Source organism: Paenibacillus allorhizosphaerae (genome assembly GCF_042659105.1).
In the GTDB taxonomy this organism is placed as follows: Bacteria; Bacillota; Bacilli; order Paenibacillales; family NBRC-103111; genus Paenibacillus_G; species Paenibacillus_G allorhizosphaerae.
On the sequence record NZ_JBHSRV010000002.1, the window covers coordinates 41,684 to 61,434 of the forward strand.

General features: G+C 54.6%; 9 protein-coding genes. All 9 read left to right on the forward strand.

The genetic code is table 11. The features are described 5' to 3' along the window. Positions 1 to 19: 19 nt before the first annotated feature. The 9 genes from ACFQI7_RS08945 (at position 20) to ACFQI7_RS08985 (ending at position 19,679) form a co-directional block, all read left to right on the forward strand. Positions 20 to 502, forward strand: a complete 483-nt coding sequence (locus ACFQI7_RS08945) for a DUF2975 domain-containing protein (protein WP_218099427.1) — start codon at positions 20 to 22, stop codon at positions 500 to 502. Positions 503 to 512: 10 nt separating this feature from the next. Continuing rightward, a complete protein-coding gene (locus ACFQI7_RS08950) occupies positions 513 to 734 on the forward strand; it encodes a helix-turn-helix domain-containing protein (RefSeq protein WP_218099428.1) in 222 nt (73 codons plus the stop codon). A 69-nt stretch (positions 735 to 803) separates the two neighbouring features. Continuing rightward, positions 804 to 2,051, forward strand: coding sequence for a DUF4153 domain-containing protein (locus tag ACFQI7_RS08955; RefSeq protein ID WP_218099429.1), 1,248 nt, complete (start codon positions 804 to 806; stop codon positions 2,049 to 2,051). 382 nt (positions 2,052 to 2,433) lie between these two features. Beyond that, positions 2,434 to 3,378, forward strand: coding sequence for a DMT family transporter (locus tag ACFQI7_RS08960; RefSeq protein WP_218099430.1), 945 nt, complete (start codon positions 2,434 to 2,436; stop codon positions 3,376 to 3,378). Positions 3,379 to 3,768: 390 nt separating this feature from the next. Continuing rightward, a complete protein-coding gene (locus tag ACFQI7_RS08965) occupies positions 3,769 to 4,344 on the forward strand; it encodes a DUF3105 domain-containing protein (protein ID WP_218099431.1) in 576 nt (191 codons plus the stop codon). A 256-nt stretch (positions 4,345 to 4,600) separates the two neighbouring features. Then, positions 4,601 to 9,979, forward strand: a complete 5,379-nt coding sequence (locus ACFQI7_RS08970; RefSeq protein WP_218099432.1) for an Ig-like domain repeat protein — start codon at positions 4,601 to 4,603, stop codon at positions 9,977 to 9,979. A 23-nt stretch (positions 9,980 to 10,002) separates the two neighbouring features. Continuing rightward, positions 10,003 to 16,371 (forward strand): S-layer homology domain-containing protein, encoded by a 6,369-nt coding sequence (locus tag ACFQI7_RS08975; protein ID WP_218099433.1) that lies wholly within the window; start codon positions 10,003 to 10,005, stop codon positions 16,369 to 16,371. Positions 16,372 to 16,821: 450 nt separating this feature from the next. Then, a complete protein-coding gene (locus tag ACFQI7_RS08980; RefSeq protein WP_218099434.1) occupies positions 16,822 to 18,996 on the forward strand; it encodes a sensor histidine kinase in 2,175 nt (724 codons plus the stop codon). Next, the gene (locus tag ACFQI7_RS08985) at positions 18,969 to 19,679 is read left to right on the forward strand and encodes a response regulator transcription factor (protein ID WP_230415007.1); all 711 of its coding nucleotides are present in this window, start codon (positions 18,969 to 18,971) and stop codon (positions 19,677 to 19,679) included. The genes ACFQI7_RS08980 and ACFQI7_RS08985 overlap by 28 nt, the downstream gene beginning before the upstream one ends. Positions 19,680 to 19,751: the final 72 nt, after the last annotated feature.

Consider the following 19,751-nt stretch of genomic DNA (forward strand, 5'->3'; position numbering starts at 1 on the left):
AATAAGTGAGGGGCTGTTTATGAAACGAGGTACAACACTTTTTTTAAAGGTAGCCGTTATTCTTATTGGAATCCCAGTTCTTGCTTTGTGCATTTTTTTGGTGCCTGAGATAGCGAATTATGCAGCAGAATTGTATCCAGATATTACTTATATGAAATATCTCGTTTTTATCGAATTGTATGCAACGGCGATACCTTTTTACTTTGCTCTGTATCAAGCTTTTAAACTTTTAAGCTATATCGATAAGAACAAAGCATTCTCGGAATTATCTGTAAGGGCTTTAAAAAATATAAAATACTGTGCAATTACAATCAGTACCTTGTATGTATTAGGCATGCCACTCTTTTATCTCATGGGGGAGAAAGACGATGCCCCAGGTATCATCGTAATCGGATTGGTCATGATTTTTGCCTCCATGGTGATTGCCGTTTTTGCTGCTGTTCTCCAAAAGCTTTTAAAAGAGGCGATCGATATAAAATCAGAAAATGATTTGACGGTCTGAGGTGAATAACATGGCGATTATAATCAATATTGATGTGATGTTGGCTAAACGAAAAATGAGCGTAACCGAACTTTCGGAGAGGGTTGGAATAACAATGGCAAACCTTTCTATATTGAAAAATGGAAAGGCAAAAGCGATTCGATTATCAACTCTAGAGGCGATTTGTAAGGCTTTAGATTGTCAGCCCGGAGATATTTTAGAATACAAAAGTGACGAAGACAGTCAAGGATAAGAAAGTTGGCTAAGAAACATTGTGGAGGAAAGTAGGACTTCATATGACGATAATTAGGGGAGGTATAACATGGACATTAACAATCTGATTATTGAAAATATTGCTAACCCCCATGAGCTGGAGAGAATGTTTAGAAAAGAACCCGAAGCTTTTAAAAAGTCATTCTCATCCGCCTGGGAACAAAATCCTGATTCGCAGGTTCTTGCCGTTTGGTATGAAAGACTGCATTTCAAGGAGACGACAAATACAGAAAAAGCTTCCTTGCTTCAGAAAAATTTCTTGTCCATGGGCATTTTAGCAGTTCTGGCCGGGATTAGCACCAGGATCATTTTGCATTTTGTCGAACAGCAAGCAATAGCCCCTATTAACCTTGTTTTTGGTATACTTCCCTTTATTGCTGCCTATTTTGTATTGAAGCATACCCCTAAAAAAAATGTTCTTTACACCCTTATATCGTTATTCCTAATCTCCGGATTCTATCTTAATATGCTGCCACTAGAGCAGAAAGACAGTATTATTTTGGCTTATCTACACCTTCCCATTTTCTTATGGGTATTATTAGGGCTTGCATTTACAGGAAATGAATATCGAATAGGCAGCACAAGATTGGCTTATCTTAAATTTAATGGGGAATTTTGCATACTCTACGCCAGCATGGCAATCAGCGGAATGCTGCTAACAGCATTAACCATGCAGTTATTTAGATTCGTCGGAATGGATATATCTGAATTTTATTTTAAAAATGTCGTTCTATTTGGTGCTGCCGCTCTCGCTATTGTGGCTACATACCTAGTATCAAGGAACCTTAAGCTTTCTAAAAATATTGCACCATATATAGCCAAAATTTTTAGTCCTCTTGTACTGGTCACATTGCTGGTCTATCTTATAACGGTTATTTGGGTGGGGAAAAATCCATTCTTGGACCGCAATTTCCTCATATCCTTCAACGGAATACTCCTTAGTGTATTGGCCGTCACCATATTCTCCATTACCGAAAGCGGCACAGACGAGAAAAAGAACATTTCTGATTATATAAATTTTGCCCTTATTATTCTTGCTCTTATCATTGACAGCGTGGCTTTATCAGCCATCGTGTTCAGGCTTTCTTCTTATGGGATTACGCCTAACAGACTTGCTGCTTTAGGCATAAACATACTTATCTGGGCCAATCTAATTTGGATTATGATCTCCTATATGCGTTTTCTACAAAACAAAACCGGACCGTTGGCTATCCAAGATGCCGTTACTAAGTATTTGCCGGTCTACGGACTTTGGGCAGCTTTCGTTACATTTACTTTTCCTTTATTTTTTTATTAGAAAGGCTAATATCCAACCTAATCAAGTTTCTTCAACTCCCTCGGTACGATTTGAATATCTCACGAATACTCGCTTGTTCGCAGGATTTCGATCCAATGGCGTAGAGCAACAAGGCGAGGGGTAAGCCCATTGCGGGCCATTCCTAGTAAGATTCATTCAAGTCTGCCCCATGGTTTCATTATGGATTTCCGGTTCTATTGACACCGGATGAAATCGATGTCGTCACCCTGATTTTCCGTCCGTAGCTTGTTACCGTTCGCACAAAATTTTCATCAGTTCGGCAGATGTAATATGCTATAATACGAATTATGCAGGCTTCGGCGAAACCCGGGGCCTGTTCTCATGAAAAAATCGACACACAGCTAAGATGGGAGCGGCCGCAGTGGAAAGTGCAAAGAAATGGATTTATGTGGTATTAGCCTTCGTTGTCGTATCTTGGGGACTGAATATCGTGATGGTCAAATTTTTGACGCTATCGACGCCTCCCTTCCTGGTGGCAGCGGTACGCATGCCGCTTGCGGGGCTGGCTCTTCTTCCGTTTGCGGTCCGCAAATACGGCTGGTATAAGCCGAATCTAAAGCAGTGGATCCTGTTGACGCTCGTAGGGATAACGTCCATCTTTATCCACCAGCTGTTCCTCGCCTCCGGCGTAGAGATGACCACTGCTACAAACGCTTCGCTCATCCTTGGTCTCAATCCGCTAACAACGGCGCTGCTTGCCTCGCTGTTCGTCAGCGAAAAAATGACGCTCCGCTTGTCCTTGGGCATTGCCGCAGGCTTCGCTGGCGTCGTGATCGTGGTCTTGTCCGGTGGAGGGGAAACTCCGGTCGGTTTATCAGGTTGGGGCGACCTGATCATGTTCATTTCCATGCTGGGCTATGTTGTCGGTGGGTTGCTGATCAAGACAGTGTCGGCAACGAACATTCCGACTCTCGTCATTACGGCCTACTCCACCCTGATCGGCGGATTGATGCTCAATGTCGGTGCGTTCATGAAATACGGGGCTTCCGCCTACGGTCAAGTTCATTTCAGCGGAGTCGGCTGGGTCGTCATGCTGCTCTCCGCCTGGGTCGCCTCTTCTCTCGGCACGTTGGGCTGGAATTACGGCATCAAGCTTCTGGGAGCGAACAAAACGGCCATGTTCATTAACGGGATGCCGTTTGCCAGCATTGTCGGAGCCGTCATTTTCCTGCACGAGCGGATCCATTGGATCCATGTGCTGGCCTTTGCCCTAACGACGCTGGGAATCGTAATCGGGACATTGCAGACCCGGGGGAGCGGCCGAAGTAAAACGGAACCGCCACTTGTAACCACCGGCTCCCGATAACATCCATAGACTGAAGAGCGGACTGCCGTGAGCACCCGCTCTTCTTCCATGATCAGGGGTGAATCACCCCGAGCTCCATGCATGGATGGCCGTTTCGGATCGCATACACATTTCAGATTGATCGGGTTGTAAGTTCATGTTATAGTTTAAACACTACATAGTGTAGTGTTGCTTGAAGGTAATTTTCGATCTGGATCAAAAATAGAAACAAGTCAAACGGAGGATTGGTCATGGAATCGCACGCAGGCATGCATCAAGGGACGGACATGACATTTTTAGCTTTTGTATATAGGCGCGATAATAGTCATTGCTTCCGTTGCCGGATATGTGTATTCATGGAATTTAAGAAATAAAAACAACAGCGGCTTGAAAAAAGCGCAGAAAGCCGTTTTGAAAAAGAAAAGCAAATACGTTCTTATCGCCTCTCATACGTTACTCGGCGCTGCTTTGCTGCTTATTGCAATCAATCTGATTCAGTATACCGCCGGCAAGTACGATATTGAGAAGCTGAATTACAATGCGGAGATTCAGGTGACGAACGATAAAGATTACGGAGGAGGACACTCGGAGGCCCCGGTTCCATATGAAATGAAAATACCGACATCCGGCGTTCATAGCCCCCACGACTTGAAATACGGTTTTTATAATGAGAAACCGCCTTATGAGAAGCTGGTCCATAATCTGGAGCATGGCGATATCGTCATCTACTATCCTCCGAATACGGACGCGGAAACGTTGGAAAAACTCAATGTTCTTGCGCATTATAGAAAAGCAGGCTCGGGAATACTGGCCGTTCCGAACGGAGATGTGCCCGCTAACGATAAAATTGTAGCCACGGCATGGACCAAAACGATGGAGCTGCCGGCATACGACGAGGCAAAAGTCGGCACATTCATCTATAAGTTCATCAACCGGGGACCTGAAGTCATACCGCCGGAAATCCGGCAGGGTGGAGGGACGATGTAAGGAACCTCGCGAAAAATAAAATAGGTTTCATGCATTGGGCGTGCCGTCGTATGTTGCGGCGCGTCTTTTTGTTGTTTTTCTAAAAGGGCTGCTGTCCGGTGCATCCGGCTTCAGCGGCGAATCCGTCGCCTGGCTCTTTGCGGTTGTCGAACCCTCACTTCAATTTGTCGGTCGGTTTTTAACGGGTTTTAAACTTTGACCTTTATGCTATGAAAGCGAAAATAGTTTCATTAAATAGGATAAGAGGGTGGGATAGTTGAGGAAATGCAGTGCAGCGTTTGCGATCTTGCTTCTCGTGGTGCTTATGCTGGCAAAAAGCCAGGCTGTGCAAGCCGCGAACGGCGCGCCGCAGCTCGGCGGCACGAAAGACGATGTGATGTGGGCTTTGGGCTCCGGCAATAATGTCGCTACCTTGAGCAGCGCTACGTTTAAAAAAGGCGATGTAATGCAAGTCAACATCTTTTTCGATCAGAGCGTGTACGTCATGAAGGCGGCCATTCGTTTTAAATTGCAGGACGGGGATACGGATAACAACAACAACCCGTATATATCGGTTCCGTGCGATTCTCCCAACCATAACCAAACGATGACCTGCAAGCTGACTGTAGATGAGAATACGCCTAGCGGCAAGCTGCTCGGAGGAAACCTGGAGGGGGTTGTCTGGGATCCAGAGACCGATATCCGCAACTACATAAACGGCGGTCCGGGGGATCTGCAGGCCTATGCGATTGACGGCTGGCTCGGCACACTCGTTACGTATCAGTCGAACGTCGTCGTGGACGGCAGCGGCCCATACGTCACACAAATCACGAGCGTAAGCGGCGACGGCGCTTATAAGGCCGGAGATCTCATTGATCTGGCGTTTCTGTTTAACGAAACGATCGTATGGCGGGACGGGGCGGTGCATCCTCCGGCCGTCACGCTCAATTCGGGGCGCAGCGGGATCGATTATGTCGGCTCGGAGCAGGTCGGCGCCCAAACGAAGCTGAAATACAGGTACAGCGTGAATGCCGGGGAAAATGCGGTCAAACTGGATGTCCTGCAGCTAACCGACACCGGCGGCTGGATGATGGACGCGGTAGGCAACAGCGCGCCGACGAATTTGCTCGTGAAAGCGAACGCATTGTCCGCTGCGAGAAATATTCGAATCGATACGGCGGCGCCTGCGATCACGTTCGGCACGAATGCGGGCCAAAGCTGTCCGCCGCCAGATCCGAATCCGCTCTTCCCCGGGACAAGCCGGGGGCATGTGAAAATCGATGCTTCGGACGGTACCGGAGTGGGCGTGAGCCAAATTTTTTACCAGTGGAGCACGGCGCAGACTGGTGTCATCTGGATCGGCAGCGAACCGACGCTGCCAGCCGGCGGCTATAACTGCGTGCCGACCGATGCGGCGATGAACGGCAGCTATTATTTTCACGCCAAGGCTGTTGACCAGCTTGGGAATGAGGCGACCAGCCATACCGGTCCGCTGACGGTCGACAATACGCCGCCGTCGGTTACGCTGTCCGCCGAAAGCGGTGCGGCCCGGCGCAAGCATGACGTGACGGTGCAGGTCACGGATTCGTTGTCCGCGGTCGCGTTCCCGTTCACGTACAGATGGATCAATACGGACAACGGACGGGAGACGGCGGGAAGCAGCTATACCGGCAACGCTATTGTCACCGCGCCGGATGAGGAAGGGACCTATGAGCTGGAGGTTACGGCTGGGGACACCGCCGGCCAATGGCTGACGAAGAAGAGCGCCGGGCGATACATTGCCGATAAAACGCCGCCTACGGCCGAGTTTCATTCTGCCGGCAATCAAACCGCGGCGAAGGCGCATCAAGTGACGGTCACCTTGACGGATGCAAAAGGGATTCTCGGACCGGCTTCCTACGCCTGGTCGGACCGCGTCGATGTGCAGCCTGCGGACGGCAGCGGCTGGACGCAATTTTACGATGGGCTAGGCGCACCGCTGACAACGTTCACTTCCGGCACGATCGGCACGCCGCCGAATGCGAACGATACATGGTATTTGTGGCTCAAGGTTTCGGATAATCCGGGCGCTCCGAGCGAGGAGCGGAATATGGGCTACATCGTCGATACCGACGGATTTTTGCTGGATAATACACCGCCATCAGGCTCGTTTACGATCGCTGGTACCGGAGCGAATTACGTCAAATCGGTGGAGGCTGGCTTTAACGCTTCAGCCGATGTGACGGCGATCAAATATGCTGTGACGACGAGCCCGACGACGGACGGAAACGATGCGGACTGGACGCAGGCGACGAGGCAGGACAAGATCACGCTGAGCAGCCTGACGGGCACCTATTACATCCACGCAAAGCTGTACGATGCCGCCGGCAACAGCGTGCTGATTTCGAGCGGAGCGTTCCTGCTCGATAACGCAGGACCGAGAGGCAGCGCTGCGGCAGCGAGAACATATACGAATCAATTGCGTATTGATGTTGTTCTCGATGCCGTCGATCGCGTCGACAGCGAGCCCGAAAGCATGGCTTTCCGGATTGACGGCGGAAGCTGGAGCGGCTGGGTGCCTTACGAGCGCAGCTACAACGTGTCTCTAACGCAGCCAACGGAAGGCAATCATACGGTTGCCGTGAAGTTTGCCGACGCCCTCGGGAACGAAAGCGCGGAGTACTCCGATACGGTGATGTACGACGTCACGCCGCCGACGGCTACCGTATCGTACAGCACGACGGCTTGGACGAATCAGCTGGTAACGGCGACGATCGTTCCGGCTGACAACTATACGCCGGCAGGGCAAATCGAAGTGACCAGCGCAGGCGCCGCCGGGATGAGCTACGTGTTCCAGAATAACGGCGAATACGTATTCACGTTCCGGGACTTGGCCGGGAATACCGCCAGCGTTGCGGCACAGACCGGCAACATCGATAGGCAGGCTCCGCTAATTGTGCTGTCCGCAAGCGGCAATCCGAAGCCGGGCCGGTCGGCCATGAGCCGCGTGACGGTGACGGACGACAATACGCCGCCGCAGGATATTCGGCTGTTCGCCAAGTGGATGACAGACGCTGTTCATGCGCCGGCCGATTGGATGCCGGTGAGTGCCGACGGGACGGTCGAAACCCATGAAGGCGACGGGAATCGGTATTTATGGGTAAAAGCAGTTGATGCGGCCGGCAACGAGGCAGTGAAAACAAGCAGCACCTTCCTGCTTGACAATACGCCCCCGGTGGGGACGATCGTATACAGCACGACGCTGCGGACGGCGGGGCCGGTGACCGCGACCTTGAGCATTCAGGACGCCAGCGGAACGACCGTGACGAACCCGCAGGACGGCAGCAAGCAGTATACGTTCACCGATAACGGCAGCTTTACGTTTCAATTCGAAGATGAAGCGGGCAACAAAGGCACAGCGGTGGCGACGGTAAGCAATATCGACAAAAGCGTTCCTTCCGCTGTGGTGGCGATGGATCCGCCCTTCTGGACGAACCAGCCGATGACGGTCACCGTCGAAGTTCCGGGCGCGCCTCCGCGCCAGTTGGCGAACTTCGTCATTACCGGGGAAGCGAAGCTGGTCAGCTGCGATACGCTGGAGCGCGGTACGGTGACTTCCGCCGTCTATTGCGGTTCCATCGCGGGAGGCACGGTCACGGGTTCGGTTTACGGTTCTTCCGTCACAGGCTCCGTCTATGGCGGCAGTACGGTTACCGGTTCCGTTTACAGCACGACGGTAACAAAAGCCGTGTTCCGCTTTGCGACGAACGGGGAGCTTGCTTATACGGTGCGGGATATGGAAACGGGTCTGGAATATCAGGCGAACGCGCTCATCCATCAGATCGATACCAAACCGCCGACCGGCAAGCTGGTGTACAGCAAGAGCGGCTGGACGAACGAAGATGTGCTTGTGACGGTCATGTTCGATTCGGAAGACGGACAATCGCCGCCGAGCGTGACGAATAACAACGGCAGCCGGACCTATACGTTTACGGACAACGGCTCGTTTACCTTCAAGCTGCGCGATGCGGCAGGCAACGAAGGCGAGCTTACGGCCACCGTCGATTTCATCGATAAAACACCGCCGCATCCGGTCGTGACTTACAGCGAGAACGGCTGGACCGCCCGTGACGTGGTCGCTTCGGTGGCCTTCGATAACGAACCGGGAACGGTGACGCTAACGAACAACAACGGCAGTAACCGGTATACGTTCAGCCAAAACGGAGAATTTACATTTACGTTCCGCGATGCGGCCGGCAATACGGGGCAAGCGACGGTGCGCGTGGATACGATCGACCGCGATGCGCCAACCGGCAAGCTGACCTACAGCAGCACCGGTTGGACGAATCAGGATGTAACCGTCGAGCTGAGCACGGAGGACCCGTCCGGCGCCCCGGTGCAAGTGATCAACAACGGCGGCAGCAGCCGGTACACATTCACGGAGAACGGCCAGTTTACGTTCCAGTTCCAGGACGCTGCCGGCAACCGCGGCGAAATGACGGCGGTCGTGAACCGGATCGACAAGCAGCCGCCAACGGCGAATATCGCCTATTCGACGACGCAGCCGACAAGCGGTCGGGTGCGGGCTACGCTGCTCGCGAACGAATCCGTTACGGTGCTCAATAACAACGGCGAGACCGTGTATGACTTTGACCAGAACGGGGAGTTTACCTTCCAACTGCGGGACCGTGCGGGCAATGTTGCTTCCGTAACGGCGTCTGTCGGCAACATCGACCGGAAACCGCCGATTCCAAGCCTGACTTACAGCACGCTTGAGCCGACCAAGGATCGCGTCGTAGTTACCGTGAACGCGGATGAACCATTTGTGGTGCTGAATAACGCACGTAACAAGCAGTACGTCTTCGAAACCAACGGCCGGTTTACGTTCGTCGTTCAAGACCTTGCCGGCAATACCGCGGAGATCGAAGCGGCCGTCAGCAATATCGACAAGTCGAAGCCGAACGTTACGCTTGAGTACAGCGAATCGAAAATGACCTCCAGCGACGTGACGGTGACGATTCAATCGGACAAACCGCTGACGATATTGAACAACGGCGGCAGCGACAAGGTCGTGTTCCGGCAAAACGGCATTCAGTGGATCGAAGCGAAGGATGCGCTCGGCAATGAACTGACGATTAAAACGGAAGTTACGAATATCGACCGAGACAAGCCGGACATTCGTTTCCTGCGCGGTGACCTGCTGCTCGTGCCGCTAGGCGGCCAAATCGAGCCGCTCGCCGATGTGGAAGCGGTTGATGCCGTCGAAGGAAATGTGAGTGCGCAGCTGGCCGTTCAGCATAACATCAACCGGGACGTGGCGGGCGATTACACGGTTACTTATTCCGTTACGGATGCCGCCGGCAACACGGCGACGGTGGAGCGCAAGGCTAAAGTGGTCGAGGCGAGCCGTCTGATGCTTTATGTGAACAGCGCCGGTCCGAATCCGGATGAGGTCATTGTCGTCGGCGATACGATTTCGCTGGAGCTGTTTGGCATGCAAGGGGAGGTCGAAGCCAAGTGGGCGACCGGCAAGCTGAACAAAGGCGCCTTCAAGACGATCGATACGCTTGTAGAAGGCGGGCGGCTGACGGTTGCGAAGAGCGGCTACTATACCCTTTTGGTACAGGATCAAGAACGGCAAATCAGGCTGGTGCACGTCTATGTGTACCATCCTTAATTTAAGATAGGAGAAACGTTGCCATGCGATTCGGTAAAAAATTGCTAAGCAGCCTGCTGGCGCTTGTCATGACGGCGCTGCCTGCGACCGCTACAGTTACGATGGCGGTGGAGGACAATGCGGCGAAGCTGGACATGAAGAACGACTTCGTTTCCGTTTCCGTGCACAAGAACACCGGACGTTTCAGCGTCCGCACGGTGGGCGGGTCACCGCTAAAGGAAGGCGATAACGACAAGGCATTATTGTTTGTGCATCGCGTGCCGGAAACGTCCTTTACGACCTTTCGGATTAACGGCAAAGATTATATTTACGGCAATCATTACGGAATTCTGCAATCCGACGGCAAGTTTACTTATAACCCGGCCGTGCAAGGGCTGACCAGCGAGTCGGAGTGGAGCATCGAAGGGCTGAAGATCAAACAGACGCTGGTGCTGCTCGAGGACAAGGCCAATCCGAACGTCGGCAACGTGAAAGTTACATACACCGTCCGCAACGGCACAACGGAAGACAAGCAGGTCGGCTCGCGGATTTTGCTCGATACGATGCTGGGGGCGGAAGATGCCTCCCCGGTTTCGGTTTCCGGCAGCAGCACGTTCATCCGCAAGGAAACCGAGCTGAAACAGGCTCCTGTTTACTGGAAGGCCGTCGATGATCCGCTAGCCCCGAGGGTGACCTCCTACGGTCTCTTGAACGGCTGGGGCAATACGAGCCCGGACCGGATGATTTTCGCCCACTGGAACGGCATTTCCGAGACGAAGTGGGATTACGCCGTCCATCCGGAGCTGGATTTCACAAGCAAGCAAAACCCGTATGGGGCGGCGGACAGCGCCGTAGCGCTGTACTGGGATCCGGCGACGCTGCGCGCAGGGGAAGAGCAGGTGTACGAAACGTATTACGGCCTGGGCAGCTTTTACACGACGTTGTCCAAGGCGAATTATAACCTGCAGCTGTTCTCGCCGGAAAAGCTGACGCTGAATAGCGGCAAGGACGGCTATAACGAGCAGCAGTTCGCCATTGAAGTCGAGCTGGACAATACCGTCGATAAAGCTTCGCCGCTTGCGAACGTAACGGCTTCGCTGAATTTGCCGGAGGAGCTGGAGCTGGTGCCCGGGGACAAAGCGGTCAAATCGCTGGCCGGCGTCGCCGTGAACGAGGCGAAGTCGCTGAAGTGGATGGTGAAGGCCAAACCGCAGGCGAACTATAGGGCGGTGCGCTATCAAGTGGCCGTTCAGGCTGAAGGGCAGGACGAGATCGTACGGACGAATTACATCATACTCCCTGCATTGACCGGTCGGCCGCCGGATATTCAAGTGTACGACGTATTCCCGCGGAAGCTGTTCTCTGCCGATATGGAGAAGTCCATCGCCCTGAAGGGCAAAGGCTTTGACGTGCTGAAGGGCTCGACGTCCTGGGGCGCGCAGCTCATCCGCGAGGGCGACGGACAGTCGTTCTCGATCTCGCTCTCCGACGTGACGGTCCTTTATGACGGCATCATGACCATTCGTCTGGACGATGCCCTATTCACCGGCAAAGATGCGCGCAACGGGATGTATAAGCTTCGTATCAACACGGCTTACGGGGCGTATGAGCAGCGTATCGAGCTAACGCCCGAGGTGCAGTACAAGTCCCGCAGCTACGGCATACTGCTTGTTGTCGGCACGAAGAACAGCTACGATATCGTGCCGGTGGACAGCGAGGCGAAGCTGACGGAGCTCAAAGGCCAATACGCCGCGGCGGGCAAACGGATACTGCTTGAGCTGCGGGGGAATGTGAAGGAAGTGCCCGACGCCGCAGGCAGCTTCTATGAGCTGGAAAGCGGCGGGACGATCAATTCCGTAATTCGCTTCGATACGAACAGGGACGTTTGGGAAGCGTACCGGACGCAGTCCACGACGATGCGGATTCAGAAGCAGAAGCAGGATGCGCAGCATGGCGGCGACTACATTGAAATGGCGGGAATCGGCATTTTGTCCATTCCGAACTTTCCGTTTATGTCCGGCGAGTTCCGGATCGAGCTGGAGGACGGCAAGGCGTACTCGCTGAGCGCAGATCCGCAGGCCGGAGAAGAGCCGATCGAAATCGGGTGGGCCGTCCAATCCGGCAAATATGCGGTCCAGCAAATGGATTTCTTCCCGGTGAAAATCAAAAACGCCGTGGTCGGCGAGCAGTCAGTTACCTTCGGCGGCTCGCTGGCGCTGAACTTCGGGGCACTGCATAAAGTCGGCCGGATCGGCCCAGGAATCGGAGAAGAAGAGGAAATGGGATTTGACGGAGACGGCGTATCGGTACGGATTGACGTCGACGAGGCTCGTTACGGCATCCGCCAGGCAAACGATCGGACGGGAGCGAAGGGCACTTTCGGGCTGCTGGGACTCCGTGCGGAAGGCGAAGCGGGCTTCCCGGAAGACCTGATCCCGGGGATCGATCTTGGCGCATCAGGGCGGGTTGCGATCGATACGATCGACCGGAAATACGAGGTGGAAGCGAATGTCAAGTTTCAGGTGCTCGAATTGGGCGGCTTGTTCACCCTGCGGTTCACGGAAGGACATATTCCGATCCCCGACAACTTCCTGTTTGTCATCGGCGGGGACCCGGGCATTCCGATTATTCCGACGACACCGGTTGCGTATATTACAAAGGGCGGCGGAGGGTTTAAAAACTTGTACGATACGCTGCTCGGCAATTTCGAGGTGCTGCCTCCTTTAAAGCTGGTCATGATCGGCGGCATTGATATTGCGAAGGTCGTCAAAGCGGATAATGCGACGCTCGAACTGTCGATGCGGGGTGTTGAATTTTCGACGGAGCTGGAAATCGCCCGTTTGAAAATTCTTAAAGAAGTATATGGCCATATGCTGCTGATGGACTCTTTACGGAAGCTGGGGTTATCGGTCAAAATCGGAGCGAAGCTGGAAATTTTCGACATTGTTACCGGGGAAGTATACGCGAGCTTTGGTTACGATTCGTCCAAGCAAGGATTTTTCGGTCCGATTACGCTGGCCGGCGGCGGCAAGGTGTCGGTTCACGTACCGAAGGCGATCCCGATTATCGGGGGAGCCGAGCTCGGCAGCGCGGAAGCGGAGCTGAGCACCGAGCAGGCCTATTTCTCGGCAAAGCTGCTCGACATCCCCGTTTCGCTTACTTACCGGTGGGGTGATTCGGCACCGAAGCTGGCATCCCTGGGGATGGACCCCCGGACGATCGGGAGGCTCGAGCAAGGTGTGGCCAGCAAAACGTTCTATAACGAGGAAACCGGCGCGGTGGAAGGAACGATGCAGTTCGGTACGAATATTCGCAAGGCAGGCCGTTCGGATGACAAGCTCGCGGCGCTGCAGCCGATGAGCCCGACGGTTACCGCGACCGCCGACGGACTGGAGCACCGGATCCGGATTGCGAATCAGGAATACGCCTTCCTGGAGTTTGCCTTCAGCGGAGCCGTTCCTAAGCTGCAGGTGTACCGACCGGACGGAAGCCTGTATACGCTCAAGGAAAATGTAAACTACCGTATTCAGGAAATTCCGGCTGAGGAAAGCGAGTCCGGCAAGCTGGAGCAGCGCATGTATGTATCACTCGTGAAGCCTCAGAGCGGCGAATGGAAAGTGGCTTCCGATAAGCCGGTGCAATCGGCGCTGTACGAGGTCACGGCACCGCCGGTGCTGACGGGTGTGCAGGTGAAGCAAACCGGCAGTCACAGCATTCAGGTGAATTGGCAAGGCGAGCATGTTACCGATGAAAAGGTAGCGCTCTATATAACGGAAAATGCGGGCAATGATGCAGGACGTCTGCTCAAGGACGACATTGCCGCAGGCAACGGCATGGCCGAATATACACTGCCGGCTTCGATGGCTTCCGGAACGTATTACGTGAAGGCCGTCTTGTATAAGGACGGAACAAGTTACAGCAGCAAAACCGCCGAAGAGCCGGTCACTGTCGTGAATCCGTACCAGCCTTCGGCGCCGTCCGATATCCGGGTGGGGCCTGCGGGCAACGGCCTGCTGCAGGTGGACTGGAGCATGAAGGAAACGGCCGACGGCTATTACCTTCAGGTGCTGGATGAGGCGAATCAGCCGATCAAGGAAGCCGGCGTCATCGAGGTAAAGGGGGACCGGCGCCAAGCGGTCATCGGCGGGTCGCTGCAGGGGGAGAACGGGAGCCCGATCGGCATCAAGCCCGGGCAAACGTACAAAGTATCGGTCACTGCGTACAAGAACGCGGAGGAAGTGCAAAACTTCGGCTCTCCTTCGTATTCCGGAAACGTGTATGTGCCGGTACCGGCTCCGGCGAAGCTGCAGCTGCACATCGATGCGGTTGACGGCGGAATTGTTCGGGAGGCATACGACGAAACGGGGCAATTGTATTATTCGGTCAATCGGTCGCAGGCGGTTCTTCGCATGAGCTCGGATCAAAACGTAACGGCAAGCATGAAGATGAACGGCGCTTCCGTCCTGGAGGACAACCAGCGGAAGACAGTCTGGCAGCAGCCGGTCATGTTAAAAGAAGGCTCGAACCTCGTGAATGTGCTTGCCGTTAATGAAAAGGGCGATACGTCCGTAGCCGGGATTAAAATCGTCGCCGATACGGCGGCGCCCGAGCTTAAGCTGGAAAGCCCGTCCGCCGGGCAAGCGGTCGGCAATGGAGAGAGCGTCATCGTCAAAGGCGTAACGGAAGCCGGTAGCATGATTGCGGTTAATGGAACTCCTGTAGCGGTGACAGGCCCGGGGATGTTCGAAACGTCGCTGTCGATGGCCGGGACGATGAGCAAGAAGCTGGTCGTTACGGCGGAAGATGCGGCGGGGAACGTCACCGCGTATGAAACGAACGTCGCCAATCCGTCGATCGACGCGATAGAGAGTGTGCATATCCACCATGCTGCTGCCGGCGATGATACGGTCGGACTTCGTGGTAAGCGGCAGCTTCAGCTTGTCGGGACGGATGCGGGCGGCAAAGAGTACGTAATCGATGGCGGCAATGTGAGTTGGGACATCCTTGACGGAGACAAACTCGGAATGGTGAGCGAAACCGGACTAGTGGAAGCCGGCGAGCATGAGGGTAATATGGTCGTCAAGGCTTCCTACCGATTGTCCGAGAAGTATGCGCTTGAGGACGCGGTTACCGTCAAGATTCGGGCAAACGGCGGGTCGGATCCCGGGCCGGGAACGAAGCCGGAAAACGAGAATGACGACATGTACCGTCTGCCTCCCGAGAATCCGGATCCGGACCAAGGCACAGGCAGTTCCGGCGGGAACGAACCGGGGAATGGAGACGGTACGGCAAGTAATGGCGTCGGTGGTACCGGAAATGCGCCGGCCGCGCCGGGGACAGCCGCCCCGGGGACGCCGGCTCAATCGGAATTCGAGCGTGTGATTCGAAACATTATCGAAAACGAGAAAAATGTCGAGTTTTTAAAATCCGTCACATTATCGCCGGACGGGGACACCTTCATTTCGATCGGCGAAGACGCCGAGCTTACCGTTCCGCGGCAAACGCTTGGAAAAGCGGTCGGTCTCGGCATCGGAAGAGTGCGCGACTCGAAAGCATATGAAGACGGCGGAAAGAAAGTCGCAGGCCGTATCTATGAGTTCAAATTCAATACGCCAATGGAGCTGAACCGCCCTGCGCTGCTGCGGTTCAGGTTCAATCCGCAGCTGGTCAGCGATGCGGGCAAGCTCGCGGTGTATTGGCGGAACGAGCGCAAAGGCCGATGGGAATATGTCGGCGGACAGCTGAATGCGGCGGAGCACACGGTAACGGCGCAGGTCCAGCATTTCAGCAAGTACGCATTGCTGGAAAATCATGATTTCGTCCGGTTCGGCGACATGGACGGCAGATGGTCGCAGGATATCGTATACCGCCTCGCTTCCATCGGAATCGTGAACGGCAGCGGCACTGCCGGTGCCGAAGTATTCGAACCGGAACGGCACATTACAAGGCAGGAATTCATGAAGCTGATGGCCGGGTTGACTCAGACGCCGCCGGCGGAAAGCGACGCTGATCTAGGCCGGACGTTCGCCGATGCCGGGCAGGTGCAGCCGTGGGCGGTTCCGTACGTCAAAGCCGCGGTCAAGCGCAGCTGGGTCGGCGGGACGACGGGAGCAAGCGGCCTGAACCTTGAACCGCTGCGTTCCATCACCCGCGCCGAAGCGACGGCGATGATCGGCCGCATGCTGAGCGGAGTGACCGGCCCGGCGCCGGGCGGAACGCTGCCGTTCGCCGATGCGGGCTCGGTACCGACATGGTCCAGAGAGCATGTCGAAGCGCTGTACGCAAACGGGATAATTGCCGGTTATCCCGACGACACATTCCGTGCGGATGCGCCGATTACGCGGGAAGAGGCTGCCTCGATGATCGGAAAAACGCTTGATTTGTTATACAAAACCGGTAAGGAAATCCGTTAAATGCGGGTGGGAGATTCTGCAGCCGCGGCGCGAGCCGCGGCTTTTTTTGTACGAACGGAAGGACTATCGTTCCGTGTGTAGAAGCTAGAACATAGTGCGCTCGGAACAGTAACGGGTTCTGCTTGCCGTGCAGTGCCGCGATGTGCGCCGATCGGTAGTTGGCCATTTGAATTTCGCGGCCGTCACAGCCGGTCCAGAGCTTTTTTTGCGTGCTGGACTCTTTGTATTTTATATGTGAATTTAGATTATGAACGGATCGCGTTGGAAGAGAGTGTGAATGCTTGGATGCTGCAATCAAATCAACAGGGCCGGAATGCCGGACAAGGCCGTCCGGAAGCTCAAGACCATAGGCGTGATCCTACCGCTCTCAGAGGACTGAATTGCCGCCGCCATGCTTCCGGTTCAGCGGACGATCGACACGGTCGAAGTCTTTCAAGCCGTCTTTGTTCCATGTGCAGGAACCGTTTGCTGCTGCGGCTGTTGATGGTGATCGTCTTCTTCGCCGTTTTTTGCACGGCGGTACCCGGTCCCGGCCGCGCCGCTGCGCAGCAGCCACCGCTTCCGAACAGCCCGCCCACTGCGGAGAACGGAATCATCGATTTGGCCGGTTGGAATCTGGCGTCCGATGGGGTCGTGAAGTTGGACGGGGAGTGGGCAGTATATTGGCGGCAACTGCTTGAACCGGGGCAATTTGCGGCGGCGGTCAAGGGGAGCTTTCCCTCTCCCGACCTGTACGGCAGAGTGCCTGCGACATGGGGGCATTACGCGCTGGGCGGTACGGCGCTGTCGGAGCACAGTTATGCCACCTACCGCTTGACGATCAAGTGGCATCCTGCCGAACTCGGCGGCATCAAGTCGTTGTACATTCCGAATGCGGCGACGGCTTATAAGCTGTGGGTGGACGGGCGTCTGCTCGAGGAGAATGGGCTGGTCGGAACGAGCCTGGAAACGATGGTGCCCAAAAACTATGCCAAGGTCGTCGATTTCGTTCCGGCGTCGGCGCAAACCGAGCTCGTCATTCAGGTTTCGAACTTTGTGCAGCGCAAGGGCGGTCTGTGGGACCATATCACGCTTGGCACGAACGATCAGATCGATGCGCTGCGCGAGAATCGGATGGTGCTTCAGCTGTCGATCGCTTCCTGCCTGTCGGTGATGGGGATCTACCACATTCTGCTTTATACCTTGCTTCGCCGAAACAAAGTTACCCTTTATTTCGGAAGCATCTGTATCGCGATCGGACTGCGGACGCTTGTCGTCGGGGAAACGCTGCTGGTCCGCTTTATTCCGTCTATGCCTTGGGAAGCGGCGGTTAAACTGGAATACCTCGGTTTCATAACCGGCGTCCCGTTGATGGTTGCCTTCGTCCATTCGCTGTATCCTAGAGAACTCGCGGCCGGTTACCGCAATGTATCAATATGGATCGGCGCAGTCTGCAGCGCGCTCGTTGTAGCGGTGCCGGCGCGGATTTATACGTATATCATGCTGCCTTACCAGATTTTTGTTTTGATTAGCTTTTCGTACGTTGTATTCGCCGGTTGCTTGGCGGTACGTCATAAGCGGAGCGGAGCGAGGCTGAACGGATTTGCGCTGCTGTGTCTCTTGCTGGCGGGGGTTAACGACACGCTTTACTATAACCATCTGATTTCGACCGGCGACATGTTTCCGTTCGGCATGCTGGTCGCGCTGCTCGTTCAGGCGTATATGCTGTCGGTCCGGTTTACCCAATCGTTTGCGCAGGTGGAACGGCTTTCCGAGCAGCTGGCAGCATTAAACGAGTCTTTGGAACAAAAAATTTACGAACGCACCGCCAAGCTACAAAAAGCGAACGACGAGCTCGTGCAAATGGAGAAGTCCCGCCGCAAGCTGCTGTCGCACATTTCGCATGAGCTGGGGACGCCGCTTACATCGATCCAGGGCTTTGTCAAAGGGATGCTGGACGGCGTATTCCCGCCCTCCGCGACGTACTTGCAGCGGGTGTTCGAGAAGACGCGTCTGCTGGACCGGATTATTGGCGATCTTCATGATTTGTCGCGGCTGGAGTCCAGGCAATTCAAATTCTCGTTCCGCTCCATCGAAGTGCTGCCGTTCATTCGTCTGCTGTACGACAAGTATGAGCTGGATGTGGTCAAAAGCGGGCTTCTCTTCGAACGAGCCGAGCCGGAGTCGCAGAACGGCGAATGGGTTGCAGTCATTGACGCCGATCCGATTCGGATCGAGCAGGTCATCGCCAATCTGCTGTTTAATGCCTGCAAGTTTACGCCGGAAGGCGGGACGATCAAGATCGAAACCGTATATGTGAAGGATGGGCGGACGGTGCGTTGGGTCACGGGCTCCAAGGCATCCTTGCCGAGCCATGTCACGATCATCGTATCGGATACGGGAATTGGCATAGCCGAAGCGGACTTGCCGCACGTATTCGATCGATTTTTTAAAGGAAACCGTCCGGAAGCGTCGGAAGAGCATGGTGTTGGCCTCGGACTGGCGATTGCCAAGGAGATTGTCGCCTGCCATCATGGCGAAATCGGAGTAAGCAGCGCTTACGAGCAGGGAAGCCGATTTTATTTTACGCTGCCGGTGAAGTGGGTGGCCAAGACACGATGGAGAGAGGACGATGCGGTCGTATGAACGGCGGAAATATACTGGTAGTAGAAGATGAGGCGGACATCCGGGAAGTGATTACGGCCTATCTGGAAAAAGAAGGATTCCGTATACGGACGGCGGGAAATACGAGGGCGGCAATGGAAGCTTTTCGGCAGGAGCAGCCGGATTTGGCGATTCTCGACATTATTTTGCCGGACGGAACGGGGACGGATTTATGCCGGCAAATGCGGGAAATGTCAGAGCTCCCCATCTTGTTCGTTACGTGCAAGAGAGACTCGGAAGATGTGCTGAACGGCTTCAATCTGGGGGCCGACGACTATGTGACGAAGCCGTTTGACCCGGCCATCCTCGTTGCCCGCGTGAACGCGCAGCTGCGCCGGAACCGTCAGCGGCAGGGGCGCGTCGGTTGGAGACACAAGCGGCTGGAGGTCGATTTTGCCAGAGCGGAGCTGCTTGTGGACGGGGAGCCGGTGGCGCTGTTTGCCAAAGAGCGGCAGCTGCTTCATTTTTTCATTGAGCATCCGAACCAGGTGTTCAGTGTCAATCATCTGTTTGAACGGATATGGGGCTGGGACAGCGGCAGCGATGAACGAACCGTGATGGTCCACGTCAGCAATTTGCGTAAAAAAATCGAGGAGGACCCGGCCAACCCGCGCTATTTGCAGACGGTAAGGGGCTTCGGGTACCGCTTTTCGCTCGTGGAGTAGGTAGAACCGAAGTTTTGAATAAACAGTCCCCGCCTTGTAAATTCACAGGCTTCAGTTAAGATGGGAAGTATA